Genomic DNA, 25,273 nt, shown 5'->3' on the forward strand with positions numbered 1-25,273 from the left:
AAAAGTACCATATCTAGTGATGTTAGAAAATTTCACACTAGATATGGTACTTTTTACTATTGACGGGAGAAACATGCTCTGCTATCATATGGTTCAGACACTGCAAAGAGCGGAACTTAAAAGGCCTTGCAGAAACGGTTGAATTAACAGGAGGGATTCCATGTTTCAGGTAGAAAAGAGAGACGGAACGATTGCAGAGTTCCAGATGAAAAAGATTACCGATGCGATTGGAAAAGCATTCGGCGCAAAAGATATGCAGTTCAGCGATGACATGCTTCAGATGCTGGCACTGCGCGTAACAGCGGACTTTCAGTCCAAGATCAAAGACGGAAAAATTTCAGTGGAGGCAATTCAGGACAGCGTGGAGAACGTGCTGATCCAGTGCGGCTACGCAGAAGTGGCAAAAGCTTACATTCTGTATCGCAAGCAGAGGGAAAAAATCCGCAACATGAAATCGACGATCGTAGACTACAAAGAGATCGTGGACAGCTACGTAAAAGTAGAGGACTGGCGTGTCAAAGAGAACTCGACCGTAACGTATTCTGTCGGCGGTCTGATCTTAAGCAACTCCGGTGCGATCACAGCCAACTACTGGTTATCAGAAATTTATGATGACGAGATCGCCGAGGCACACCGCAACGCGGATATTCACATCCACGACCTGTCGATGCTGACCGGCTACTGTGCAGGATGGTCCTTAAAGCAGCTGATCAAAGAGGGACTTGGCGGCATCAACGGAAAGATTACTTCTTCTCCGGCAAGACATCTTTCGGTTCTGTGCAACCAGATGGTCAATTTTCTCGGCATTATGCAGAACGAGTGGGCAGGTGCGCAGGCATTTTCTTCGTTTGATACGTATCTGGCGCCGTTCGTCAAAGTGGATAACTTAAGCTACGGCGAAGTGAAGAAGTGCATCGAGGCGTTCATCTACGGCGTCAACACACCGAGCCGCTGGGGAAGCCAGGCACCGTTCTCCAACATCACACTCGACTGGACCGTACCGGATGACCTCGCAGAGCTTCCGGCGATTGTCGGCGGCAAGGAGATGGACTTCAAGTACAAAGACTGTAAAAAAGAGATGGATATGGTCAACAAAGCCTTTATCGAGACGATGATCGAGGGAGATGCCAACGGACGAGGCTTCCAGTACCCGATCCCGACGTACTCCATCACATCTGATTTTGACTGGTCCGACAACGAGAACAACCGTCTGCTGTTCGAGATGACCGCAAAATACGGTACTCCGTACTTTTCCAACTACATCAACAGCGATATGAAACCAAGCGACGTGCGCTCCATGTGCTGCCGTCTCCGCCTGGATCTGCGTGAGCTTCGAAAGAAAACCGGCGGATTCTTCGGTTCCGGCGAGAGCACCGGATCGGTCGGCGTTGTCACCATCAATATGCCGCGTATCGCATATCAGTCCAAAGATGAGAAAGAGTTCTACCGCCGTCTCGATCATATGATGGATATCGCCGCACGTTCGTTAAAGACGAAACGTGAGGTCATTACCCGCCTCCTGGACGAGGGACTGTATCCATATACGAAACGGTACCTCGGAACGTTTGAGAACCACTTCTCAACCATCGGTCTGATCGGTATGAACGAGGCCGGTTTAAATGCCGCATGGCTTGGAAAGGGTCTGGAGGATCCGAAGACACAGCAGTTTACGAAAGAGGTTCTGAACCATATGAGAGAACGCCTCTCCGATTATCAGGAGGAGTACGGCGATCTGTACAACCTTGAGGCAACTCCGGCGGAGTCTACCGCATACCGTCTGGCAAAACATGACCGTGCAAAATGGCCGGATATCAAGACCGCAGGCCACGAGGGAGATACCCCGTATTACACCAACAGCTCCCATCTGCCGGTGGACTATACCGAGGATATTTTCTCGGCGCTTGACATTCAGGACGATCTGCAGACCCTGTATACATCAGGAACGGTATTCCATGCGTTCCTCGGCGAAAAGCTGCCGGACTGGAAAGCAGCAGCTTCCCTCGTGCGGAAGATTGCAGAGAACTACAAGCTGCCGTACTACACGCTGTCCCCGACATATTCTGTCTGTGCGAACGACGGCTATCTCGCCGGCGAGCACTTTACCTGTCCGATCTGCGGAAAAGAGGCAGAGGTTTACAGCCGTATCACGGGATATTACCGTCCGGTCAAGAACTGGAACGACGGAAAACGCCAGGAGTACAAAAACAGAACCGTTTATGATATCATTCACTCCAAATCTCCGGAGCAGAAGATGAAATCCTACGGCGCAGCAGAAAAACTGGCAGAGCAGGCAGCCGTAAAAGAAGAGCCGAAAGCCGCTGCAGCAGATAAAATTGAGGAAGATGGCATGTATCTGTTCACGACAAGCACCTGTCCGAACTGCAAAATGGCAAAAGAGATGCTCGCCGAAGAGCAGTATGAAGTGATCGATGCAGAGCGCCGCCCGGATCTTGCCGCACAGTACGGTATTATGCAGGCACCAACCCTTCTCGTTGTGGAGGACGGTCAGGTGCAGAAAATTGTGAATGCATCTAATATCCAGAAATATGTGGATGAATATCTCTCCTGAATCTGTGCGCATATAGTTGCAGGAAAGAACAAACAGAGGTATAATAGGGAAAAGCGATACCCTCGCCCGGGCATCCCGGGCGGGGGTATTCTGTTTCACAAATAATAGGTCAAGGTTCGTGATCACACGAAATTCTGACAAATGCCGTGATAACGGATTATGGGATGCCCGTTACCGGTGAAAGAAAGGAGAAAATATATGGGATACAGCCAGGACACAATCTGTGTACAGGGAGGATGGCAGCCGAAAAACGGTGAGCCGCGTGTGCTTCCGATTTACCAGAGCACAACATTCAAATATGCAACCAGCGAGGAAATGGGAAAACTGTTCGATCTGGAGGAGGAGGGATATTTCTATTCCCGTCTGCAGAACCCGACGAACGACGTCGTAGCGCAGAAAATCTGCGATCTGGAGGGCGGCGTGGCAGCCATGCTCACATCTTCCGGCCAGGCGGCAACGATGCTTGCCGTTACCAACATCTGTGAGGCAGGCGACCACGTTGTCTGCGCGGCAAAGGTTTACGGAGGAACCTCCAACCTGCTCGCCGTTACCTTAAAACGATTCGGCATCGAGACTACCCTCGTGGACCAGGATGCGCCGGCAGAAGAGCTGGAAAAAGCATTCCAGCCGAACACGAAAGCCGTTTTTGCCGAGACGATTTCCAACCCGGCAGGCGTTGTGCTGGATATCGACAAGTTTGTCAAACTTGCACACGAGCACGGCGTTCCGATGATCTGCGACAACACCTTTGCAACTCCGATCAACTGCCGTCCGTTCGAGTTCGGTGTAGATATTGTCACCCATTCCACCACAAAATACATGGATGGCCATGCAATGGCGCTCGGAGGAGCGATTGTTGATTCCGGAAACTTTGACTGGGATGCGCATGCAGACAAATTCCCGGGGCTTACCACACCGGATGAATCGTACCACGGTGTTATTTATACCCGGAAATTCGGCAAAAAAGCATATATCACCAAAGCAACCGCACAGCTGATGCGCGATATGGGAGCATGCCAGTCCCCGCAGAATGCATTCCTGACGAATGTCGGCCTGGAGACCCTGCACCTGCGCGTGGAGCGTCACTGCAGAAATGCCGAGAAAGTGGCAGAGTTCCTGAAAAACCACCCGAAGGTAGCATGGGTTGAGTATGCAGGCCTTGCGGACAGCAAATACCATGCACTGGCTGAAAAATATATGCCGAACGGAACCTGCGGTGTTCTCTGCTTCGGACCAAAGGGCGGAAGAGACGGCGCAATGCGCTTCACGAACGGTCTGAAAATGGTAGCAATTGTAACCCATGTTGCCGATGCAAGAAGTTGCGTCCTGCACCCGGCAAGCCATACCCACCGCCAGCTGAACGATCAGCAGCTCATCGAAGCCGGTGTTCTGCCGGATCTGATCCGTCTGTCGGTCGGTATCGAGGATGTGAACGACATCATCGCAGACCTTGACCAGGCGCTTGCGAACGTATAAACACTCTGAAAATCAATAAACAAGGGTAAATATACCGAAAAACGGCGTTTACAGAATGCGGAAATGTTTTTTTCGCGTACCGAAAGAGTGTTGAGAAAAGCAGAGTGTAAGAAGGAGAAAAAGAAAACATGGAAGAAATGGCAAAAAAACGCGTAAAAGATTCTGAGACAGAGCAGTCGTATCTTCTGATGCACCGCCATATCAACGGCTACGGCCGTCTGTTCGGCGGCCAGCTGGTCGCCTGGATTGATGAAATGGCCGGACTGGTGGGACGCCGCCACTGCGGCCACGAAATCACCACCGCGTGTATCGACAATCTGAACTTCAAACATCCTGCTTTTCTGAACGACACCGTCGTGCTGGTCGGAAGAGTCACGTACGTCGGACGCACTTCGATGGAGGTGCGGGTCGACACGTACGTGGAAGAGCTCGCGACCGGCATGCGGAAAATGATCAACCGCGCCTACGTGGTGATGGTGGCGATCGACGAGAAAGGCCACGCAGTTCCGGTTCCGGGACTCATTTTAGAGTCTCCGGAGCAGGAGGCTGAGTGGGAAGGCGGAAAACGACGGTATGAGCTTCGGAAAAAACGCCACAGAGAAGGATTTTAAAAACATTCTGAAAAAATTCATTTTGAGAAATTCCCGCTTCGTCCCTTGACAGGCGGGAATTTCCATGTTAAGGTAAAGGCAGTTATACGACTGACGGAAGTGGAAATGACCACAGGGAGTATAGCGTGAGAAGAGGCCGACCGTCTGGGCAGAAGAATGCTTGGGGGAGTGGGTCTGTTTTTTTATCCAAAGACAGAAAACCCCATTCCAGCCACCTTGAAAAGGAGATCAGAAGATGAAAAAAGTATCACTGGAACAGGAATTAAAAGGAAATGCATATCCAGGAAGAGGAATTGTGATCGGCAGATCCAAAGACGGCACAAAAGCCGTTGCCGGATACTTTATTATGGGCAGAAGCCAGAACAGCCGTAACCGTGTCTTTGTTGAGGAGAGTGAGGGAATCCGCACACAGGCGTTTGATCCGTCGAAGCTGGAAGATCCGAGCCTGATCATCTACGCGCCGGTACGCGTTCTTGGAAATGATACGATCGTAACAAACGGAGACCAGACCGATACCGTATACGAAGGACTGGAGCAGGGAAAAACATTTGAGGTATCCCTCCGAAGCAGAGAGTTTGAGCCGGATGCACCGAACTACACCCCTCGTATTTCCGGTGTGATGCACGTAGAGAACGGAACGTACGGCTATCAGATGTCGATCTTAAAGAGCAACAATGGCGATCCGTCCCAGTGCAACCGCTACACCTTCTCTTATGATAACTGCGTAGCAGGGGAAGGCCATTTCATCCATACTTACATGCACGACGGCAATCCGCTGCCAAGCTTTGAGGGTGAGCCAAAGCTGGTTGACATCCCGGATGACATTGATGCATTCACGGAACTGCTCTGGAGCAGCTTAAATGAGGACAACAAGGTGTCCCTCTTCACACGCTATATCGACATTGCAACCGGCAAGTATGAGACAAGAATCGTGAATAAAAATAAATAAGAAATCGAGTGTTTTGCGAAAGGAGAAAATCATGAAAGAATTAGCGTTAAAATACGGATGCAACCCGAACCAGAAACCTTCCAGAATCTATATGGACGATGACAGAGAGCTTCCGATCGAAGTATTAAGCGGCCGTCCGGGCTACATCAATTTCCTGGATGCGTTCAATGGCTGGCAGCTGGTACGTGAGCTGAAAGCAGCCACAGGCCTTCCGGCAGCAACTTCCTTCAAACACGTTTCCCCGGCAGGTGCAGCCGTAGGTCTTCCGCTGGACGAGACCCTGCGTAAAATTTACTGGGTAGACGATATGGGAGAGCTTTCTCCGTTAGCATGCGCTTATGCAAGAGCAAGAGGCGCTGACCGTATGTCTTCCTTCGGCGACTTTATTGCACTTTCTGATGTCTGCGACAAGGACACCGCATCCCTGATCAAACGCGAGGTATCCGACGGCGTTATCGCTCCGGGATTTACCGACGAGGCACTCGAAATCCTGAAAGCAAAGAAAAAAGGTAACTACTGCGTCATCAAAATCGACGAGAATTACCGTCCGGCTCCGCTCGAGCACAAACAGGTCTTTGGCATTACCTTTGAGCAGGGCCGTCAGGAGCTGCCGATCGACGATGAGCTGCTCTCCAACGTGGTAACCGAGAACAAAGAGATTCCGGAAGCAGCAAAACGCGATCTGAAAATTGCGCTGATTACCTTAAAATATACCCAGTCTAACTCCGTATGCTTCGTCAAAGACGGCCAGGCGATCGGTGTCGGTGCAGGCCAGCAGTCCCGTGTACACTGCACCCGCCTTGCCGGACAGAAAGCCGACAACTGGTTCCTGCGTCAGTGCCCGAAGGTGCTGGATCTGCAGTTCGTAGACGGCATCCGCCGCGCAGACCGTGACAATGCGATCGACGTTTATATCGGCGAGGAGTACATGGATGTCCTCGCAGACGGCGCATGGGAGAAGATCTTCAAAGTAAAACCGGAAGTCTTCACAAGAGAAGAGAAACGTGCATGGCTCGACCAGATGAAGGGCGTAACCTTAGGCTCCGATGCGTTCTTCCCATTCAGTGACAACATTGAGCGCGCACACAAGAGCGGCGTCGAGTACATCGCAGAGCCGGGCGGATCGGTTCGTGACGATGCTGTCATCGAGTGCTGCAACAAGTACAACATGGCGATGGCATTTACAGGAATTCGTTTGTTCCATCACTAAGAAAAAAGATATTATATATAGAAGAAACCCGGTCTTTCGATGGCCGGGTTTCTTTCTGCCATGGCATTTCCTGGGAAAACAGGCAAAATATGCATATCGCATTCCGGAATTACTGGGCAGTATGGGCGTACACTAAACCATTTGAGTTTGATGAAATTGCAAACAAACTGGATGAGATTGCATGGTCTTCTCTGGTAAGCTGTGTAATCGGAAGTGAAGCTGACTTTGATGCGAACTATGATGCAATGCTCAAAGAGCTGGAAGATACCGGAATGGCAGATGCAGAAGACATGCTGACCGATATCATCAAAGAGAGAGTAGCACTTTCAGAAGAATAAAAGAGAAACGTAAAAAGGCGGTACAGAACCTTGAGGGGGGACTGTACCGCCTTTTTTTCTGATGGAAACGGGAAAATCCCCTGTTCTTTTTCGGAAAAGTGTGATAAAATACCCCATGGGCGTATCTTTTGGCGCCCGCTGCAAGAAGGAGGATGATAGATATGCGGCAGATGGAATTTAAGATGGAGCGACAGGGACTTCTCGAGGAAGGCCAGGAAGTCAACGTGACAGAGAGCGCACTGCCTACCTCCTATTATTATACGATTACCCCGGCAGTGGCCATGAGCAAGAATTATCAGGCGTATGAAAGGCTGCAGTCCCGGAAGGGAATCGTAAAAGAAGTAAAAGAGACACCGAGAGGATTCTATACGGTAGTGGAGTTTGATGAAGATGAGCCGACCTGACGAGAACAAAAATGAGCACCCGGTGGTGCATCCGATTCCGCCGGTTTACCGCGCCGATTCCCGGATTCTGATTCTCGGCAGTTTTCCGTCTGTAAAATCCAGGGAGACCGGCTTTTTTTACGGCCATCCGCAGAACCGTTTCTGGAAGGTGACAGCCGCCGTGTGCGGGGAAGAGGTGCCGCAGACGGTGGAAGAGAAGAAGGCGTTTCTGCTCCGGAATCATATCGCTGTCTGGGATGTGATCGCGTCCTGCGTCATCACAGGATCGAGCGATGCGAGCATCCGCGACGTTGTGCCGAATCCGCTGCAGGACATTCTGGCCTGCGCCGATATCCGGCAGATTTACTGCAACGGGGCGACCGCGTGGAAGTATTACCGGAAGTACCAGGAAAAGCAGCTTGGAAGGGAAGCGGTCCGTCTTCCGTCGACAAGCCCTGCAAATGCGGCATGGTCCGTGGAGCGCCTTCTTGGCGAGTGGAGCCAGTGCGGCGATGTGCTGCGAAGTGAAGAGGAAAAAGCATGAAAAAAGAGTACGAGACCGTCTGGGAGATTTTTAACGAGTGTGCCAACAATCAGATGCGGGATGTCTTTTTCGATGAAATCGAGACGGACGACCCGGAAGCGTATATCCGTCAGAAATTTCCAGACAAAAACTTAAAATACGAAAAAACGGTGGAAGCAGACGGATCTCTGGTCTTTGACATCGAGACTTCCGGCATCCGCCAGCGGTTTACGTTTACAGAAATCTGAATCGCGCAGAAAATACCGGAAAAGCGGAGAAAAAACGATGAGTGAAGAAAAACACACGCATGTGCATGTGCTGGAAGACGGCACCGTGATCGAACATTCCCACGATCACGCTCACGGGCACCATCATACAAATACAAAAGCAGTCTTAAACCGCCTCTCCCGCGCGATCGGACACATGGAGTCGATCAAGCGGATGGTAGAGGAAGGCCGGGACTGCACCGAGGTTCTGATCCAGCTGTCTGCCGTGAAGGCGGCCATTAACAATACAGGAAAAATTATCCTGGAGGATCACATTGAACACTGCATCGTCGATGCAGTCGAGCATGGGGACACAAAAGCGATTGAGGAGCTGAATAAGGCGATCGACCGCTTTGTCAAATAAGCAAGAAAAACAAGAAAAGAGGAAAGAAACATGGCAAAAGAATGCAGCAATTCGAGCTGTTCCAAAGAAAGCTGCGAAGGATGTCCAAGCAAGGCAGGACAGGGCAAACCGGATTTTCATATTGATCTGAATGCCGATTCTTCGATCAAACATGTCATTGGCATTGTCAGCGGCAAGGGCGGTGTTGGTAAATCCATGGTAACCGCATCTCTGGCAAACCAGAAAGCAAAAGAGGGCTATAAGGTAGGTATCCTCGATGCCGATATCACAGGCCCGTCCATCCCGAAAATGTATGGTCTGAAAGGACCTGCAAACGTAGATGACAAGGGTGTTTACCCAGCCGTTGCAGCAAACGGCGTCAAGGTAATGTCCATCAACCTTCTGCTTCCGGGCGAGGAGGAGCCGGTCATCTGGAGAGGACCTGTCATCGCAGGAACCGTAAAACAGTTCTGGACAGACGTCATCTGGGGCGATCTGGACTATCTCTTTGTCGATATGCCGCCGGGAACCGGTGATGTTCCGCTGACGGTTTTCCAGTCTCTTCCGGTAGACGGTGTAGTGATCGTATCCTCCCCGCAGGATCTGGTGCGCATGATCGTCATGAAAGCCTACAAGATGGCTCAGATGATGAGCGTTCCGGTGCTCGGTATCGTAGAGAACTACAGCTACCTCATATGTCCGGACTGTGGCAGGAAGCTGTCCATTTTCGGCGAAAGCCACATCGACGAGATCGCAGCCGAGATCGGCGTGCCGGTTCTCGGCAAAATGCCGATTCATCCGGAGTTTGCCGAGCTGGTAGATGAAGGAAGATTCGCAGAAGTGGATAACACGGATATTGCGAAAATTAATATCTGATCATTAAATACAAGAAGATGTAAGGACGTAAAAAACTCGTTTTTTCTTGATTTTACAAGAAAAAGCGGGTTTTTTTGACAAGATTTTTACGTTTCTTTTGGAAAAAACTATTTTATTTTAAACGGATTTTGTGTAACCGGTTACACATGACTGCACAAATGAGACAAAAAGCAACAAATATGAAGGGTTAATGAGAAAAACTTGCATAAAAAACATGCATAATATGGCAAAAATAAGGAAATAAATTCAATATTGACATTTAAAGAGAAAAAGTGCATAATCTACCTCAACGATAGGAAAACAAACAGCTATTGATTAAGAAAGAGGTGAATCGTATGTCAAAGTGCGTAGTAAGACTCAGTGGAACTGAGGAAGTAGAGGAGTTTGTAAAAGCAGCTTCGAAATGTGATTTTGATATTGACATTTTTTACAACCGTGTTATTATTGATGCAAAATCCATTCTTGGCATCCTCAGCATGGATCTGAACCGTGATCTCACCGTACACTGTTATGGTGACAGCCCGGCATTCAATAAAACCCTGCAGAAATTTGCTGTAGCATAAATTTTATTAAGGGAAACGAAAAAACAAAAGCCTGCGCCGCCAGCGAGAGATGAGACAGAATTTGCGCAGGGGACTTTCTGAAGAAAAACTAATCACACGAGACACATAACTTCAGAGAGAAAAAAGGAGACTGTTGCGGCAGTCTCCTTTTTTCTGTATAATAGAGAGCAAATATATGTTCTGAGTAAAAACAAGAGGAGCGGGCAAGTGGAAGAGAAAAAGAAGGAGATCCGGATTTCCGTGCGGAATCTGGTGGAGTTTATTCTGCGCAGAGGGGATCTGGACAACTCGTCGGGTGGTTTTGGTGAGCGCGATGCGATGCAGGCGGGAACGCGGGTGCATCAGCAGATCCAGAAAAAACGGGGTGTCGATTACCGTGCGGAGGTTCCGCTGGTGCATGAAAAAGAATATGAGCATTTCACCCTGCGCGTCGAGGGAAGAGCGGACGGCATGTACGAGGACGGAACCACGACCGTGATCGAGGAGATCAAGGGAACGTACCGTGACCTCGAAGCGATGGAAGAGCCGGTTCCGGTGCATCTGGCACAGGCAAAATGCTACGCCTGCATCTACGGCCTCCAGAACCGCAAAGAGGAGATGGGCGTGCTGATGACGTACACCCTGCTCTCCTCCGAGGAGGAAGGCCTTCTGCGCCCGCTTACCAAAGAAGAGGTAAAGCCGGAGCACTCCAACTGGCGCATCCGCCATTTTCTGCAGACGTACAAGCTACCGGAGCTGGAGCAGTGGTTCGATGAGCTTCTCGATGCCTGGTTTATCTGGGCGGAATTTCAGTACCAGTGGCAGAAAGCGCGAGATGCCTCGATGCAGCATCTCGAATTCCCCTTCCCATACCGGAAAGGCCAGCGGGAACTGGTGAGCGGTGTCTACCGCACGATTCTGCGGAAAAAAGAACTTTTCGTCCAGGCGCCGACCGGCATCGGAAAAACAATGTCCACGGTCTTTCCGGCGATCCGCGCGATCGGAGAGGGCTGCGGTGACCGCCTCTTCTATCTGACGGCGAAAACCATCACCCGCACCGTGGCGGAGGAGGCGGTCTCGATTCTAAAAGAGAAAGGACTGCAGTTCAAAGCGATCACTCTGACGGCGAAAGAAAAAATGTGCGTCCTCGACGAGCCGGAGTGCGATCCGATCCACTGCCCGCGTGCGAAAGGCCACTTTGACCGGATCAATGCGGCGGTGTACGAGATGCTGACGGAATGCGATTCCTACACCAGAGAGGAAGTACTGCGCCAGGCGGAAAAATGGAATGTCTGCCCGCACGAGCTCCAGTTTGACGTGGCTTCGTGGGTGGACGGCGTGATCTGCGATTACAACTATGCATTTGATCCGACCTCGAAATTAAAACGCTTTTTTGCAGAAGGAACGAAGGGCGGCTATATCTTTCTGATCGACGAGGCGCACAACCTGGTTGAACGGGGCCGCGATATGTTCAGTGCCACGCTCGTCAAAGAGGAGATTTTAAAGGTCCGCCAGCTCCTCCGCCCGTATGCGCCGGGCAAAAAGCTCGAGAAGGCGCTGAACCGCTGCAATCATCAGATGCTGGTCTACAAAAGAGAGTGCGATTCCTGCACGGAGCTGGAAAGCGTATCGACGTTTCTTCTGATGGTCAATCAGCTGCTGGAAGAGCTGGCGGGCTGGCTGGAAGCACACAAGACGAGCGAAATCCGGAAACAGGTCCTGGAATTTTACTTTAACCTGCGGAATTTTTCGGAGATTTACAATTTAGTCGATGAAAATTATCTGATCTACACAAGCTATCTCGATAACGGCGATTTTGCACTGCGCCTGTTCTGCGTCAATCCGGCGGAGAATCTGCAGCGGTGCATCAACCAGGGGCGGTCGGCCGTCTTCTTTTCCGCGACGCTGCTGCCGGTGCAGTATTATAAGAAGATGTTCAGCACGAATACGGACGATTACGCGATTTACGTGGAGTCCCCGTTTGATCCCACGAAGCGGTGTCTGGCGGTCGGAAGCGAGGTCAGCACGAAGTATCAGAGGAGAAACCGCGCAGAGTTTGAAAAGATCGCAGCCTACCTGAACGAGATGATCCAGAGCCGGAAGGGCAACTATATGGCGTTCTTCCCGTCATACCGCCTGATGCAGGATGTCTATACGGTCTATGAAGAATTGTATGCGGATGAAAACGTGACCTGCCTGATCCAGGAGTCGGCGATGCGGGAGCAGGAGAGAGAAGAGTTTCTGGAGGCGTTTGCGAAAGACAACGAGAAAACGCTGGTGGGATTCTGTATCATGGGCGGCATTTTCTCGGAAGGAATTGATCTGGACGGCGAAAAGCTGATCGGAGCGGCTGTCGTGGGCGCCGGTATTCCGCAGGTCGGACCGGAGCGGGAGCTTCTGAAACAGTATTTCGACCGGAACGGCGAAAACGGCTTCGACTACGCATACCGCTATCCCGGCATGAATAAAGTTCTGCAGGCGGCCGGCCGCGTGATCCGCACAACAGAGGACACAGGTGTGATTCTGCTGCTCGACGAGCGGTTCCGCAACCGGGAATACCGCGAGCTTTTCCCGCGGGAGTGGGAGGACTGCCGGATTGTGCAGAGAAACAGCCTCCCGGCAGTGATCAATCAGTTCTGGACGAGAATCGATCAGCCGGAATGATCCGCGCGGTTCCGGTATTCACTCGGGGAGCAGCCCATCTGCTGGCGGAAAATTTTAGAAAAGTAGGCAGGACTGGAAAATCCGGTCTGTTCGGCTACGGAAGTGATACTGGCCTGGCGCTCGAGAAGGAGCGGCAGGCTTTTTTCAATGCGGTAGTCGAGCAGGTAGTCAAACAGCGACTCGTTCATGCATTTCTTGAAAAAACGGCAGCATTCACTGCGGCAGATGTGGATCTGTGCGGCGAGATCCTCGAGCGTCAGATGCTCCATATAGTGGCGGTGGATGTAGTCGAGCAGAATGCGGAGCCGTTCGACATCGCGCGCTGCCGCGGTATTCTGGGATTCACCGGAAAAGGAAGCATGGCGGTAAATCTCAATCCAGATCGAGAGCAGAAGCTCCTGAATTTCCATTTCAAACGCGGCCGGCTGCGACAGCGAGAGGTCGTAGATGCGGTGCATACAGGTAAGCACCTTGTTCTGCCAGCCGATCTCCGGAGAAAAGACAATGGAGGCGAGCTGCATATCCGTCAGGACCGGTTCAACGTAGCGCGTCTGGATTACACTGTTTGAAAAACCATAGAGAAAGCGCGGGGCGAATGTGGTTGAAATATAGACGCAGTCCATCCCGTCGATCATGTGGCCGGTGTGAAGCGCATTCGTGTTGCAGAAAATGCCGTCCCCCTCTTTTAAGACATACGATTTTCCATTGACCTGATACCCGATCTGTCCTGAAAGGACAAACGTCAGCTCAATCTCCGGGTGCCAGTGCCAGGAAAAGGAGCCGCGCTCGTAGCAGGAGAGCTGTTCGTAACTGATATTGACGGGAAATTCATAACGGCCGTGGGCCTTTAATTCACGGTTTTCTTTATCCAGGCGAAGCTGCATGAAACGTACCTCCAGACGATAAAATTCATAAGAAATCATATAATAAGTAAAGTATGCGGCAAAAAGAAGAAAAAAACAAGGAAAAATCGAAGATCACCTCAATATAATTATCGTTTGCCCTAATATTGTTGTTGCGAAGGAGCGTATGGCTCACTATAATGATACTTAAGAAGATAAGAAAAAAAACACACACAATACACACACAACAAACGAAACCACGAAAACAACACACCAAAAAGAAAAGGAGACAACAAAATGAAACAGCAGGTACTGGATTGTTTTGCAAAACTGTTCGGGGGAGAGGGCGACATCCGCACCTACTTCGCACCTGGACGTGTGAACCTGATCGGTGAGCACACCGATTACAACGGGGGCCACGTATTTCCATGCGCACTGACCATCGGAACTTACATGGCAGCAAGAAAACGTGACGACAGAAAACTTCGTTTTTACTCCATGAACTTTGAGAAACTCGGCGTGGTAGAATCTTCCCTCGACGAGTTCCTGATGGGAAAAGAAGGCAACTGGACCGCATATCCGAAGGGAATGATGTGGGCATTTTGCCAGAAGGGCTTCCCGGTAGAGCAGGGCTTCGACATCGTGCTCTACGGAAACATTCCGAACGGCTCCGGCCTTTCCTCTTCCGCATCCGTTGAGACCGTAACCGGCGTAATGCTGCGTGACATGTTCGGCTACGACACCATCTCCATGATCGACATCGCTCTGTACGGCCAGTTCTCCGAGAACAACTACAACGGCGTCAACTGCGGTATCATGGATCAGTTCGCCATCGCCATGGGCAAAAAGGACTGTGCGATCTTCCTTGACACCAGCGATCTGAAATATGAGTACGCACCGGTTAAACTGGAAGGCGCAAGAATTGTCATCTCCTGCAGCAACAAGAAACGCGGCCTTGGCGACTCCAAATACAACGAGCGCCGCAGCGAGTGCGAGACTGCTCTGGCTGAGATCCAGAAAGTCAAAGACATCAAGAGCCTTGGTGAGCTGACCGAGGAAGAGTTTGAGGCAGTGAAAGATGCCATCAAAGATCCGGTCCGACAGAAACGTGCAAAACATGCTGTTTACGAGAACCAGAGAACCGTTCAGGCCGTTGCAGCTTTAAAGGCAGACGACATCGCAAAATTCGGCGAGCTGATGAACGCATCCCACGTTTCCCTGCGTGATGACTATGAGGTAACCGGCATCGAGCTGGATACTCTTGTGGAAGAAGCATGGAACTGCCCGGGTGTCATCGGATCACGTATGACAGGCGCAGGCTTCGGCGGATGCACCGTCAGCATCGTAAAAACAGAAGATATTGACAACTTCATCGCAAAAGTAGGCGCAGCTTACAAAGAAAAAATCGGCTATGCCGCAGACTTCTATGTCGTAGACATCGGAGACGGCGCAGGCGTATTAAAATAAAAAACAAAAAAGCTGGATCGGCAGCAGGGAGGAAGCTACAGTGATCAACGAGAGTATTGCAAAACTGGTAAAATATGGAGAAAATGCCGGTCTTGTTTCGGGACTGGATAAAATCTATGCGACAAACCGGATTCTGGAAGTCATGCAGATTTCCGATTACGAAGAGCCGGAGCAGATTCCGGAGACCCCGGATTTGGAAGAGACTTTAAATGAACTGCTTGATGATGCAGCTAAGCGCGGTCTTCTCGAACACAACAGCGTCGTTTACCGCGATCTGTTCGATACGAAACTGATGGACTGCCTGATGCCGCGCCCGGGAGAGGTGGTAAAGAAGTTTGAGGAACTCTATGCGAAGAGCCCGCAGGAGGCAACCGATTACTTTTACAAACTGAGCCAGGATTCCAACTACATCCGCAGATACCGCATCGCAAAGGATATCCGCTGGAGCGTACCGAGTGCCTACGGCGATATCGATATCTCGATCAACCTCTCCAAACCGGAGAAGGACCCGAAGGCGATCGCGGCTGCAAAACTGGCAAAACAGAGCGGTTATCCGAAATGCCTGCTCTGCAAGGAGAATGTGGGCTATGCGGGACGCGTCAACCACCCGGCGCGCCAGAACCACCGCATCATTCCGCTGACGATCAATCAGACGGAGTGGGGATTCCAGTACTCGCCATATGTGTATTACAATGAGCACTGCATCGTGTTCAATTTCCAGCATAACCCGATGAAGATCGAGCGCGCGACCTTTGTGAAGCTGTTTGACTTTATCAAGCTGTTTCCGCACTACTTCATCGGTTCCAATGCGGATCTGCCGATCGTGGGAGGCTCCATTTTAAGCCACGATCATTATCAGGGCGGTCACTATACCTTCGCAATGGCGAAAGCGCCGATCGAGCGCCATTTTACCATCAAAGGATACGAGGATGTGGAAACCGGCATCGTCAAATGGCCGCTGTCCGTCATCCGGATCCGCCACAAAGATGAGAAACGGCTGATCGATCTGGCAGAGCATATCCTGAACTGCTGGAGAGGTTACACGGATGAGGATGCGTTTGTATTCGCCGAGACTGACGGAGAGCCGCACAACACGATCACGCCGATCGCAAGAAAAGTGGGCGATACGTTCGAACTCGATCTGGCACTGCGCAACAACATCACGACGGACGAATGCCCGCTCGGTGTTTACCATCCGCATGCACAGTATCATCACATCAAAAAAGAGAACATCGGCCTTATTGAGGTTATGGGACTTGCGATTCTGCCGGCGCGCTTAAAAGATGAGCTGGAAGAGCTTTCCAAATGCCTTGTAGAGGGAAAAGATATCCGCGCTGTCGCAGAGCTGGAGAAACATGCCGACTGGGTAGACGAATTCCTGCCGCGCCATCCGGAGCTGAACAGCGAAAATGTGATGGATATCCTGAAAGAGGAAGTCGGAAAAGTCTTTGTCGGCGTACTCGAGGATGCCGGCGTTTACAAGTGCACCGAGGAAGGCAGAAGTGCATTTGCAAAATTCATGGAAACGTTGTAGAATAAACTAAATGCTTCAATTAACCCGCTGCGGCAAAAAAGCAGCAGCGAAGGAAAACATGGAGGATACCAAAATGAAAATCTTAGTTACTGGCGGTGCAGGCTATATTGGAAGCCACACCTGTGTGGAACTGCTGAACGCAGGCTATGACGTTGTTGTCATGGACAACCTTTACAATGCAAGCGAGAAAGCCATCGAGCGTGTAGAACAGATTACCGGAAAGAAAGTAACCTTCTACAAAACCGATATGCTGGACCGCGAAGGCGTAAAGAAAATTTTCGACAACGAGAAAATTGACGCTGTCATCCATTTCGCAGGCTTAAAAGCAGTCGGCGAGTCCGTACATAAACCGATTGAATATTATCACAACAACATGACCGGAACCCTGATTCTCTGCGATGAGATGAGAAACCATGGCGTAAAGAACATCATCTTCAGTTCTTCTGCAACCGTATACGGCAATCCGGCACAGATTCCGATCACCGAGGAGTGCCCGAAGGGAACCCCGACCAACCCATACGGCTGGACAAAAAGCATGCTCGAGCAGGTTCTGACCGATATCCACACCGCAGATCCGGAATGGAATGTTATCCTGCTTCGTTACTTCAACCCGATCGGAGCTCACAAGAGCGGCCTTATCGGAGAGGATCCGAAGGGCATCCCGAACAACCTGCTTCCGTATGTCGCACAGGTTGCCATCGGAAAACTCGAGTGCATCGGCGTTTTCGGTGATGACTACGATACTCCGGACGGAACTGGTGTCCGCGATTACATCCATGTTGTTGACCTGGCACGCGGCCATGTAAAAGCCATCCAGAAACTGGCTGACAAAGAGGGCGTTTCCATTTACAACCTCGGAACCGGCAAAGGCTACAGCGTACTCGATGTCATTCATGCATTTGAAAAAGCCTGCGGCCATCCGCTGAAATACGAAATCAAACCGCGCCGTGACGGTGATATCGCAACCTGCTACTCCAAATGCGACAAAGCAAAAGAGGAGCTTGGCTGGGAGGCTGAGTACGGCATCGAGGAGATGTGTGCCGATTCCTGGAACTGGCAGCAGAAGAATCCGAACGGATATAACGACTAATGTAATGTGAGTGTTATCTGGCGGCCCGCCGATACTTGAAAGAGTGTCGGCGGGCCGTTTTTGTATAGATAATTCAGTCTTTTTTCACAAAGTCCGGCTTGCTAATTAAGAGGGAATCCGATATAATGTAAGAGTTAAAGTGTCCGTAAAAAAAGAGGGGCGGTTTGACATACAAGGAGGAAAAGCATGGACGATAGAAAAAATCAGAACCGGGAACCAGAAAACGGCTCCGGGGGAGGACCGAAAAACAGACAGACGATACTCATTATCCTGATCTGCCTCCTCGTCAGCCTGATGGTGATGGGACTTCTGAACAATGCCCTTGGGGGAATTACTTCCGAGGATCTTGACTATAGCAAATTCCTGGACATGGTAAACAACGATGAAGTGCAGGAAGTTGTCTTGAAATCGGGAACACTGACCGTAACGCCGAAAGACCAGAAATCGGAGGGAATCACCTATCAAGTAACGATGATGGGAGATGAGCAGGAGCTGGTCGATCTGTTACAGGAGAAAGGCATTACGTACCACAAAGATCCGCCGGATTCTACCGGAACGATTATTTACACATTGCTGACAGTCATTCTGCCGGTTGTGATGCTTGTCGCTGTCATGGTATGGGTGATGCGCAGCATGAACAAAGGCGGCGGAGTCATGGGCGTAGGAAAGAGCAAAGCAAAGGCCTACGTACAGAAAGAAACCGGCGTGACATTCCGCGATGTTGCGGGACAGGACGAGGCAAAAGAATCGCTCCAGGAGGTTGTGGATTTCCTGCATAACCCTGGAAAATACACAACGATCGGTGCAAAACTTCCGAAAGGAGCGCTTCTTGTAGGCCCTCCCGGAACCGGAAAAACACTGCTTGCCAAAGCCGTAGCCGGCGAAGCGCACGTACCGTTTTTCTCGATGTCCGCTTCGGAATTTGTCGAGATGTTCGTCGGTGTCGGTGCATCGCGTGTGCGTGACCTGTTTGAGGAAGCAAAGAAAAATGCACCGTGCATCATCTTTATCGATGAGATCGATGCGATCGGAAAGAGCCGTGACAACAGCTACAACAGCAACGACGAGCGGGAGCAGACGTTAAACCAGCTCCTTGCCGAGATGGACGGATTTGACAGCTCCAAGGGTGTTCTGATCCTTGCGGCGACAAACCGCCCGGAGGTGCTTGACCCGGCGCTGCTGCGTCCAGGCCGTTTTGACCGCCGGATTATCGTAGAAAGACCGGACCTGAAAGGCCGTGTGGAAATCCTGAAAGTACATGCCAAGAACGTATCGCTCGATGAGACGGTTGATCTCGACGGCATTGCACTTGCGACATCGGGAGCCGTTGGTTCTGATCTTGCAAATATGATCAACGAGGCAGCGATTCTTGCGGTCAAGAACGGAAGAAAAGCCGTTTCCCAGAAGGATCTTCTCGAGGCAGTCGAGGTTGTCCTCGTCGGAAAAGAGAAGAAGGATCGCATCTTGAGTCAGGAAGAGCGAAAGATCGTTTCCTACCACGAGGTAGGCCACGCACTTGTTACTGCACTGCAGAAGGATTCCGAGCCGGTACAGAAAATCACGATTGTGCCGCGTACGATGGGTGCGCTCGGCTACGTCATGCAGGTGCCGGAGGAGGAGAAATACCTCAACACGAAGAGCGAACTCGAGGCGATGATCGTCGAGTGCCTCGGCGGAAGAGCGGCAGAGGAGATCGTCTTCGGCAACGTGACAACGGGAGCTTCGAACGATATTGAGAAAGCGACGAAGATTGTCCGCGCGATGATCACGCAGTACGGTATGTCGGAGAAATTCGGTCTGATCGGTCTTGCGACCCAGCAGAATCAGTACCTCGACGGAAGAATGGTCTTAAACTGCGGCGATGCCACAGCAACCGAAATCGACCACGAGGTCATGAAGATCCTGAAAGAGTCGTATGAGCAGGCAAAAGAACTTCTGGCAGCTAACCGCGATGCGATGGATGAAATCGCAGCTTACCTGATCCAGAAAGAGACGATCACCGGAAAAGAATTTATGGAGATTTTTCATCAGGTGATTGCAAAACGGAATGGAAACGCGGAAGAAGCGGTTGAAAATACAGCACTTCCGGAGGCGGATTTTACCGTAAATCCAGAAGTATAAAAAGAAAGTGAAAAGGCCCGGCGGGAGCAGAGAAAACGATCTCTGCACGCTGGGCATTTTCAACATTACAGTCCCAAAAAGAGGAGGGTCATATGGCGTTTGATATTCAGGAAGAACTGAAAAAACTGCCGGGAAAACCCGGCGTCTATCTGATGCACGACGCGGACGACACAATTATCTACGTGGGAAAGGCGATTTCGCTGAAAAACCGTGTCCGCCAGTATTTCCAGACGAGCCGCAACAAAGGGCCGAAGATTGAGCGGATGGTCACGCATATCGCCCGCTTTGAGTATATCGTGACGGATTCCGAACTGGAGGCGCTCGTGCTGGAGTGCAACCTTATCAAAGAGCACCGTCCGAAATACAATACGATGCTGAAAGATGACAAGGCGTATCCGTACATTAAGGTGACCGTGAACGAGGATTTTCCACGCATTCTGTTTTCCCATCAGATGAAGAAGGACAAGGCGAAATATTTCGGCCCGTACACGAGCGCCGGAGCTGTGAAAGATACGATCGAACTGCTGCGGAAGCTGTACGATATCCGTTCCTGCAATAAGAGCCTGCCAAAGGAGATCGGTAAGGACCGCCCGTGTCTTTACTATCATATCCACCAGTGCAAGGCGCCGTGCCAGGGATACATTTCCAAAGAAGAGTACGGCGAGCAGATCAAAAAGGCGATCAGTTTCCTGAATGGAAATTACAATGACATTATCAAAGAGCTGACTGGAAAAATGACGGAGGCGGCTGAGGAGATGCGGTTCGAGCAGGCGGCGGAGTACCGTGATCTGATCGACAGCGTGCGCAGGATCGGCGAGCGGCAGAAGATTACGAACAGTGACGGCGAGGACAAGGATGTCATTGCGCTTGCGATGGACAAAGAGGATGCGGTGGCGCAGGTCTTCTTTATCCGGAATGGAAAGCTGATCGGGCGGGAGCATTATTATCTGCGGATCGGCGAGGAGGAGCAGAAAAACGAGGTGCTGCTCACATTTATGAAACAGTTCTACTCCGGCACGCCGTTCATCCCGCGGGAAATCATGATTTCCGAGGAGATTGCCGAGCAGGAGCTGATGGAAGAGTATTTAAGCAGCAAGCGCGGCCAGAAGGTCCGCATCCGTGTGCCGAAAAAGGGCAGCAAGGAAAAGATGGTGGAACTGGCGGAGCGGAACGCGCAGATTGTTCTCGACCAAGACCGCGAGCGGATCAAGCGGGAAGAGGGACGGACGATCGGCGCCGTAAAAGAGATCGCCAGATGGCTGAACCTGCCGTCCATCGACCGCATCGAGGCGTACGATATCTCCAATATCAGCGGTTTCCAGTCGGTCGGCTCGATGATCGTCTACGAGAAAGGAAAGCCAAAGCGCGCCGATTACCGAAAATTCAAGATCAAATCCGTCGAGGGACCGAACGATTACGCCAGTATGAAAGAGGTCTTAAGCCGCCGTTTTCTGCGCGGCATCCAGGAGGACAGCGGTTTCGAGCGGCTGCCGGACCTGATCATGATGGACGGCGGACGCGGCCAGGTCAACATTGCGCTTGAGGTGCTTGAAGAAATGGATCTTGCGATTCCGGTCTGCGGTATGGTAAAGGACGACAAGCACCGCACGAGGGGCCTGTATTTCCGAAACGTGGAAATCCCGATCGACCGGAACAGCGAGGGCTTCAAACTGATCACACGCGTGCAGGACGAGGCGCACCGCTTTGCAATCGAATACCACCGCCTGCTGCGGAGCAAGGGACAGGTCCACTCGATTCTCGACGACATCCCGGGCATCGGACCGACAAGACGGAAAGAGCTGATGCGTTATTTTCAGGGAATTGATGATATCAAGGCGGCAACCGTGGAAGAACTTTCCGGACTTCCGGGCATGAACAAAAAGGCGGCGGAGCAGGTTTACACATTCTTTCACGCACCTGCACAGGAGGAAAATGAGAATTCGTCAAAATAGTTAAATTTCCAGGTTGCCCGTGATGCTTTATTGTGCTAAAATCATAGAAGAGACGGATTTAAAAAGACGTCGAATGAAGTCGGAGGACAGGAAAATGAAAGAAATTGAAATGACCAAAATGGTGGAGGCGATGGATCTCCGCAACCTGACACCAGAGGTTGATATGACAGATCTTGTCATTGCAACACCGGATATCAACCGTCCTGCACTGCAGCTGACCGGCTACTATGAGCATTTTGCCAATGAGCGTGTGCAGATCATCGGTTATGTAGAGTTCACGTATCTGCAGCATCTTGAAGAGAGCGAGCGCGTCCGCGCGTTTGAAGAGTTTGTAAGCCGCAAGATCCCATGTGTCATTTTCACCACGAAGATGATTCCGGGACCGGAAATTCTGGAGCTGTGCAATCGTTATCAGGTACCGGCCTTTGCGGTAGACAAATCGACTTCCGTTTTCATGGCTGAAATCATCCGCTGGCTGAATGTCCAGCTTGCCCCGATGATCTCCATCCACGGCGTGCTGGTCGATGTATTCGGCGAGGGCGTTCTGATCATGGGCGAGAGCGGAATCGGAAAGAGCGAGGCTGCACTGGAGCTGATCAAACGAGGCCATCGTCTCGTCAGCGATGATGTGGTTGAAATCAGCCGTGTCAGCGACATTACGCTGGTCGGAACAGCACCGGATATCACGCGTCACTTTATCGAGCTGCGCGGTATCGGTATTATCGACGTCAAGACGCTGTTTGGTGTCGAGAGCGTAAAGGATACCCAGTCCATCGATCTTGTCATCAAGCTCGAGGAGTGGGACAAAGAGAAAGAATACGACCGTCTGGGCCTGGAAGAAGAGTATATTGAGTTCCTTGGAAACAAGGTTGTCTGCCATTCCCTTCCGATCCGTCCGGGCCGTAACCTGGCAATCATCGTAGAAACCGCTGCTGTCAACCACAGACAGAAGAAGATGGGCTACAATGCCGCACAGGAGCTGTACCGCCGTGTACAGGCTAATTTAGTGAAAAAAAGAGAGGAGAAGTAAAAAATGGCAAACTATGTATTTGGAATCGATGTTGGGGGTACTTCTGTAAAATGCGGGCTGTTCCAGACAGACGGAACTCTGCTGGACAAATGGGAAATCCCGACCCGCACCGAAAACGGCGGAAGCGAAATTCTGCCGGATATCGCAAAAAGCGTAAAAGCAAAAATGGGTGAGAAGGGCATCGCAGCAGATGATGTTGCCGGTGTCGGCATCGACGTACCTGGCCCGGTTAATGACAAAGGTGAGCTTTCCATCGCAGTCAACCTGAACTGGGGATATAAAAATATCGTAAAAGAGCTTTCCGACGAACTCGGCGGAATGGCAGTAAAAGCAGCAAACGACGCAAACGCAGCAGCTCTCGGTGAGATGTGGGCAGGCGGCGGAAAGGGAAGCAAGAACCTGGTTATGGTTACTCTTGGAACCGGTGTCGGCGGCGGAATCATCGTGGACGGCAAGATTGTAGCAGGCGCTCACGGCGCAGGCGGCGAGGTTGGCCATGCATGTGTTGATCCGGAAGAAGAAGCAGTCTGCAACTGCGGAAACCACGGCTGCCTCGAGCAGATGACTTCTGCAACCGGTATCGTTCGTCTGACCAAGAAATATCTGGCATCCCATGACACTCCGTCTGTTTTAAGAGAAAGAGGAGAGTCTGTCAGCGCCAAAGCTGTTTTTGACGCATTAAAAGAGGGCGACGAAGCAGCAAAAGACATCGTAGAAGAGTTCTCCGCATACCTCGGAAGAGCACTCGCAGTCTTCGCGTGCGTTGTTGACCCGGAAGTTATCGTAGTCGGCGGCGGCGTATCCAAAGCAGGCCAGATTCTGATCGACGGTGTGGCAAAATACTACCGTCAGGCAGCGTTCCTCGCATGCAAAGATACCCCGATTGTACTCGCTTCCCTTGGAAACGATGCTGGTATCTACGGCGCAGCAAAGATGCTGATCGACTGATTGATTCAGATTTTAAACGAAAGATAAGTATAAAAAACCGGTCCTGCTGGCATCTGCCAGAGGGCCGGTTTTTTGTGCATAGACTGACTGAAAAAGTTATTCGGAAGAGCCGCTCTCTTCGGACTGCGGCTGTACTTCCGATATCTCCGCCGGGGTATCCGGTTCTGACGGTGCATCAGGGGTATCCGGTGTGTCAGGAGTCTCCGGTGTATCAGAAGGCGGATCGGCAGGTGTTTCGGTCGGAGCCGGAGTTTCCTGCGGTGCCTCCGTCGGTGTCGGGGTTGCCTGCGGGGTTGATGCTGCGGAAGGTGTTCTGGTCGGTGTCGGTGTTGAGGCCGGCGCGGTGTAGTGGCCCTTGCAGCGCTCGGTCGGCAGATCGGATACCGCAAAGTATTCGGTGATGGACGGGCAGCTTGAGCGGGCGAGCAGGCCGGTCTTCGTACAGATCGTTGCCTCCTGTACGGTTGCGGAAGTCTCGAAATCCATATCGGCAAGGCCTTCGTGGATTTCGTTCATAACCTTTGCCCAGAGACGTTTGTGGAATTCACGGTCGCTCTCCGGAAACTCCGCGTGCGTGTCATACGTTGCCCAGATGGCAGCGGTATAATACGGCGTAAAGCCTGCAAAAACAAGATCCTTGGCCTCGTTCGTCGTACCGGTTTTTCCGGCTGCGTGCATATTGTCGAGGCGGGCGGCAACACCGGTACCTTTTTCCAGGACATCCTCCATGGCATTGGTGAGGAGGGAGGCAGTGCTTGCCTTGAAGACCTGCGTTGCCTTGTTTTCTGTGTTGTCAATTAAAATATTTCCCTTGCTGTCGGTAACCTTTGTGTAGAACACCGGCCTGCGGTACTGGCCGCCGTCTGCGATTGCCGCGTAGGCTGCCGTCAGTTCAAGATCACTGACACCGTAGGTGATACCGCCGAGAGCCAGCGGCTGGATCACATCGTATTCCTCGGAGAGTTTGGAAAAACCAAGCTTCTTCAGATAATCAAAGCCGACCTTCGGCGTAATTTCGGTCAGTACCTTGACGGCCGGGATATTGATGGAATTGATGATCGCCTGGCGGACGGTAACATCACCATGATAGGTAAGATCCGAGTTCTGCAGCGGTGTGCCGTCGCTGTAGTTGAACGGCTCATCCTTAATTACCGTAGCGAGTGTAATCTTTCCAAGGTCGAGCGCCGGTCCGTACGCGGAAAGAATCTTGAACGTGGAACCCGGCTGAGAATAATTATCGGTTGCGCGGTTGAAGGTAAGACTTGCTGTTTTTTCGCCGCGTCCGCCGACGATGGCTTTCACGTAGCCGGTGCGCTGATCCATAACGGTCATGCACGCCTGCGGCTGCGGGGTGAAGCTGCTGCGCTCGGCAACAATCGTGTCGCCCTCCTGCATGATAGCGGCTTTGTACTGGTCGATATAGCTCTGTGCCTCCTCCTGGGAGTCAAAGAGCAGATCGAAATTCGGATCGCTGTTGCGGAAGTAGAGCTGCAGCATCTCTTTGCTGTAGTTCTGTACCTCGCCGTCTGCCTGCTCTAC

General features: G+C 51.3%; 22 protein-coding genes and 1 riboswitch. Of the genes, 20 read left to right on the forward strand and 2 right to left on the reverse strand.

The window, feature by feature from the left end; translation table 11 throughout:
• Positions 1-160: 160 nt before the first annotated feature.
• The 13 genes from ACY2VW_RS06040 to ACY2VW_RS06100 all read left to right on the forward strand — a co-directional run bounded on the left by ACY2VW_RS06040 (position 161) and on the right by ACY2VW_RS06100 (position 12,750).
• A complete protein-coding gene (locus tag ACY2VW_RS06040; protein ID WP_461877410.1) occupies positions 161-2,569 on the forward strand; it encodes a ribonucleoside triphosphate reductase in 2,409 nt (802 codons plus the stop codon).
• A gap of 198 nt (positions 2,570-2,767) precedes the next feature.
• Positions 2,768-4,045, forward strand: a complete 1,278-nt coding sequence (locus ACY2VW_RS06045; RefSeq protein ID WP_461877412.1) for an O-acetylhomoserine aminocarboxypropyltransferase/cysteine synthase family protein — start codon at positions 2,768-2,770, stop codon at positions 4,043-4,045.
• 137 nt (positions 4,046-4,182) lie between these two features.
• The gene (locus tag ACY2VW_RS06050; RefSeq protein ID WP_461877429.1) at positions 4,183-4,656 is read left to right on the forward strand and encodes an acyl-CoA thioesterase; all 474 of its coding nucleotides are present in this window, start codon (positions 4,183-4,185) and stop codon (positions 4,654-4,656) included.
• 76 nt (positions 4,657-4,732) lie between these two features.
• A riboswitch (ZMP/ZTP riboswitch) is annotated at positions 4,733-4,813 on the forward strand.
• A gap of 78 nt (positions 4,814-4,891) precedes the next feature.
• Complete coding sequence (locus tag ACY2VW_RS06055; protein ID WP_461877413.1) at positions 4,892-5,605, forward strand: IMP cyclohydrolase; 714 nt, start codon at positions 4,892-4,894, stop codon at positions 5,603-5,605.
• Between the two features lie 31 nt (positions 5,606-5,636).
• Positions 5,637-6,815 carry a phosphoribosylaminoimidazolecarboxamide formyltransferase gene (locus ACY2VW_RS06060; protein ID WP_461874128.1) on the forward strand — a complete coding sequence of 393 codons (1,179 nt, stop codon included), beginning with the start codon at positions 5,637-5,639 and terminating at the stop codon, positions 6,813-6,815.
• Between the two features lie 89 nt (positions 6,816-6,904).
• Positions 6,905-7,153 (forward strand): hypothetical protein, encoded by a 249-nt coding sequence (locus ACY2VW_RS06065; RefSeq protein ID WP_461877414.1) that lies wholly within the window; start codon positions 6,905-6,907, stop codon positions 7,151-7,153.
• A gap of 161 nt (positions 7,154-7,314) precedes the next feature.
• Positions 7,315-7,557: a hypothetical protein gene (locus ACY2VW_RS06070; RefSeq protein WP_461874131.1), complete on the forward strand. Its 243-nt coding sequence runs from the start codon at positions 7,315-7,317 to the stop codon at positions 7,555-7,557.
• Positions 7,544-8,080 (forward strand): DNA-deoxyinosine glycosylase, encoded by a 537-nt coding sequence (locus ACY2VW_RS06075; RefSeq protein ID WP_461877415.1) that lies wholly within the window; start codon positions 7,544-7,546, stop codon positions 8,078-8,080. The genes ACY2VW_RS06070 and ACY2VW_RS06075 overlap by 14 nt, the downstream gene beginning before the upstream one ends.
• Positions 8,077-8,307 carry a hypothetical protein gene (locus tag ACY2VW_RS06080; RefSeq protein ID WP_022463115.1) on the forward strand — a complete coding sequence of 77 codons (231 nt, stop codon included), beginning with the start codon at positions 8,077-8,079 and terminating at the stop codon, positions 8,305-8,307. Before ACY2VW_RS06075 ends, ACY2VW_RS06080 begins: the two co-directional genes overlap by 4 nt.
• Positions 8,308-8,344: 37 nt before the next feature.
• Entirely contained in the window at positions 8,345-8,689 is a 345-nt protein-coding gene (locus tag ACY2VW_RS06085; RefSeq protein ID WP_461874134.1) for a metal-sensing transcriptional repressor, read from the forward strand.
• A 30-nt stretch (positions 8,690-8,719) separates the two neighbouring features.
• Positions 8,720-9,544 carry a P-loop NTPase gene (locus ACY2VW_RS06090; protein WP_461877416.1) on the forward strand — a complete coding sequence of 275 codons (825 nt, stop codon included), beginning with the start codon at positions 8,720-8,722 and terminating at the stop codon, positions 9,542-9,544.
• A gap of 335 nt (positions 9,545-9,879) precedes the next feature.
• Positions 9,880-10,107, forward strand: a complete 228-nt coding sequence (locus ACY2VW_RS06095; RefSeq protein ID WP_461877417.1) for an HPr family phosphocarrier protein — start codon at positions 9,880-9,882, stop codon at positions 10,105-10,107.
• A 207-nt stretch (positions 10,108-10,314) separates the two neighbouring features.
• Positions 10,315-12,750, forward strand: coding sequence for an ATP-dependent DNA helicase (locus ACY2VW_RS06100; protein ID WP_461877419.1), 2,436 nt, complete (start codon positions 10,315-10,317; stop codon positions 12,748-12,750).
• Here ACY2VW_RS06100 and ACY2VW_RS06105 read toward each other — a convergent pair.
• Complete coding sequence (locus ACY2VW_RS06105; protein WP_461877420.1) at positions 12,738-13,634, reverse strand: AraC family transcriptional regulator; 897 nt, start codon at positions 13,632-13,634, stop codon at positions 12,738-12,740. The genes ACY2VW_RS06100 and ACY2VW_RS06105 overlap by 13 nt on opposite strands.
• 255 nt (positions 13,635-13,889) lie before the next feature.
• On the opposite strand from ACY2VW_RS06105, the gene ACY2VW_RS06110 reads away from it, so the two are divergent.
• The 7 genes from ACY2VW_RS06110 to ACY2VW_RS06140 all read left to right on the forward strand — a co-directional run bounded on the left by ACY2VW_RS06110 (position 13,890) and on the right by ACY2VW_RS06140 (position 23,734).
• The gene (locus ACY2VW_RS06110; protein ID WP_461877421.1) at positions 13,890-15,059 is read left to right on the forward strand and encodes a galactokinase; all 1,170 of its coding nucleotides are present in this window, start codon (positions 13,890-13,892) and stop codon (positions 15,057-15,059) included.
• 40 nt (positions 15,060-15,099) lie between these two features.
• On the forward strand, positions 15,100-16,593 hold the full coding sequence (galT, locus tag ACY2VW_RS06115; RefSeq protein ID WP_461877422.1) for a UDP-glucose--hexose-1-phosphate uridylyltransferase: 1,494 nt from the start codon (positions 15,100-15,102) through the stop codon (positions 16,591-16,593).
• 73 nt (positions 16,594-16,666) lie between these two features.
• Positions 16,667-17,683 carry a UDP-glucose 4-epimerase GalE gene (gene galE / locus ACY2VW_RS06120; protein WP_461877423.1) on the forward strand — a complete coding sequence of 339 codons (1,017 nt, stop codon included), beginning with the start codon at positions 16,667-16,669 and terminating at the stop codon, positions 17,681-17,683.
• A 186-nt stretch (positions 17,684-17,869) separates the two neighbouring features.
• Positions 17,870-19,804, forward strand: a complete 1,935-nt coding sequence (ftsH, locus tag ACY2VW_RS06125) for an ATP-dependent zinc metalloprotease FtsH (RefSeq protein ID WP_461877424.1) — start codon at positions 17,870-17,872, stop codon at positions 19,802-19,804.
• A 92-nt stretch (positions 19,805-19,896) separates the two neighbouring features.
• Entirely contained in the window at positions 19,897-21,756 is a 1,860-nt protein-coding gene (gene uvrC / locus ACY2VW_RS06130) for an excinuclease ABC subunit UvrC (RefSeq protein WP_461877425.1), read from the forward strand.
• A gap of 94 nt (positions 21,757-21,850) precedes the next feature.
• On the forward strand, positions 21,851-22,786 hold the full coding sequence (gene hprK / locus ACY2VW_RS06135; RefSeq protein ID WP_461877426.1) for an HPr(Ser) kinase/phosphatase: 936 nt from the start codon (positions 21,851-21,853) through the stop codon (positions 22,784-22,786).
• A 3-nt stretch (positions 22,787-22,789) separates the two neighbouring features.
• A complete protein-coding gene (locus tag ACY2VW_RS06140) occupies positions 22,790-23,734 on the forward strand; it encodes an ROK family glucokinase (RefSeq protein ID WP_461877427.1) in 945 nt (314 codons plus the stop codon).
• A gap of 96 nt (positions 23,735-23,830) precedes the next feature.
• Here the strand turns inward: ACY2VW_RS06140 and ACY2VW_RS06145 are convergent.
• Positions 23,831-25,273 (reverse strand): transglycosylase domain-containing protein (locus ACY2VW_RS06145; protein WP_461877428.1); only part of this gene is annotated, 1,443 nt, incomplete at its 5' end.

It is taken from the genome of Fusicatenibacter sp., from assembly GCF_977045365.1.

Coding starts and splice junctions, on each gene's coding strand:
- ACY2VW_RS06040 (WP_461877410.1), top strand. CDS start 161: ATGTTTCAGGTAGAAAAGAGAGACGGAACGATTGCAGAGTTCCAGATG.
- ACY2VW_RS06045 (WP_461877412.1), top strand. CDS start 2,768: ATGGGATACAGCCAGGACACAATCTGTGTACAGGGAGGATGGCAGCCG.
- ACY2VW_RS06050 (WP_461877429.1), top strand. CDS start 4,183: ATGGCAAAAAAACGCGTAAAAGATTCTGAGACAGAGCAGTCGTATCTT.
- ACY2VW_RS06055 (WP_461877413.1), top strand. CDS start 4,892: ATGAAAAAAGTATCACTGGAACAGGAATTAAAAGGAAATGCATATCCA.
- ACY2VW_RS06060 (WP_461874128.1), top strand. CDS start 5,637: ATGAAAGAATTAGCGTTAAAATACGGATGCAACCCGAACCAGAAACCT.
- ACY2VW_RS06065 (WP_461877414.1), top strand. CDS start 6,905: ATGCATATCGCATTCCGGAATTACTGGGCAGTATGGGCGTACACTAAA.
- ACY2VW_RS06070 (WP_461874131.1), top strand. CDS start 7,315: ATGCGGCAGATGGAATTTAAGATGGAGCGACAGGGACTTCTCGAGGAA.
- ACY2VW_RS06075 (WP_461877415.1), top strand. CDS start 7,544: ATGAGCCGACCTGACGAGAACAAAAATGAGCACCCGGTGGTGCATCCG.
- ACY2VW_RS06080 (WP_022463115.1), top strand. CDS start 8,077: ATGAAAAAAGAGTACGAGACCGTCTGGGAGATTTTTAACGAGTGTGCC.
- ACY2VW_RS06085 (WP_461874134.1), top strand. CDS start 8,345: ATGAGTGAAGAAAAACACACGCATGTGCATGTGCTGGAAGACGGCACC.
- ACY2VW_RS06090 (WP_461877416.1), top strand. CDS start 8,720: ATGGCAAAAGAATGCAGCAATTCGAGCTGTTCCAAAGAAAGCTGCGAA.
- ACY2VW_RS06095 (WP_461877417.1), top strand. CDS start 9,880: ATGTCAAAGTGCGTAGTAAGACTCAGTGGAACTGAGGAAGTAGAGGAG.
- ACY2VW_RS06105 (WP_461877420.1), bottom strand. CDS start 13,634: ATGCAGCTTCGCCTGGATAAAGAAAACCGTGAATTAAAGGCCCACGGC.
- ACY2VW_RS06110 (WP_461877421.1), top strand. CDS start 13,890: ATGAAACAGCAGGTACTGGATTGTTTTGCAAAACTGTTCGGGGGAGAG.
- galE (WP_461877423.1), top strand. CDS start 16,667: ATGAAAATCTTAGTTACTGGCGGTGCAGGCTATATTGGAAGCCACACC.
- ftsH (WP_461877424.1), top strand. CDS start 17,870: ATGGACGATAGAAAAAATCAGAACCGGGAACCAGAAAACGGCTCCGGG.
- uvrC (WP_461877425.1), top strand. CDS start 19,897: ATGGCGTTTGATATTCAGGAAGAACTGAAAAAACTGCCGGGAAAACCC.
- hprK (WP_461877426.1), top strand. CDS start 21,851: ATGAAAGAAATTGAAATGACCAAAATGGTGGAGGCGATGGATCTCCGC.
- ACY2VW_RS06140 (WP_461877427.1), top strand. CDS start 22,790: ATGGCAAACTATGTATTTGGAATCGATGTTGGGGGTACTTCTGTAAAA.